Genomic DNA, 349 nt, shown 5'->3' with positions numbered 1-349 from the left:
AAGACTTACAAATCAGTAATATGCTCAAAAATAGAAAGCTTGCAAAAGCGATTAGTGAAGTATCTTGGTCACAATTTCGAACTATGTTGGAATATAAAGCAAAGTGGTATGGAAAACAAGTTGTTGTGGTATCTAAAACATTTGCTTCTAGTCAATTATGTTCCAATTGTGAATACAAAAACAAAGATGTTAAAAATCTAACAATTCGTGAGTGGGATTGTCCTTCTTGTGGCACACATCACGATAGAGATCGAAATGCAGCGCTCAATCTTAGAAACGAAGCAATTCGTCTCTTAACCGTAGGAACTACGGGGATAGCCTAATCCATTAGAGTTCGATAGAACTCTGT

The 349-nt window shown here is 36.1% G+C and carries 1 protein-coding gene; it reads left to right on the top strand.

From position 1 onward, the window contains the following. The coding region (locus AAIE21_RS29410; protein WP_343269881.1) for an RNA-guided endonuclease TnpB family protein at nucleotides 1–323 on the top strand (323 nt) is incomplete at its 5' end. Nucleotides 324–349: the final 26 nt, after the last annotated feature.

This window comes from Paenibacillus sp. 102 (assembly GCF_039549175.1).
GTDB lineage: Bacteria > Bacillota > Bacilli > Bacillales > Bacillaceae_G > Bacillus_A.
This window is presented reverse-complemented; position numbering and strand designations above follow the sequence as displayed.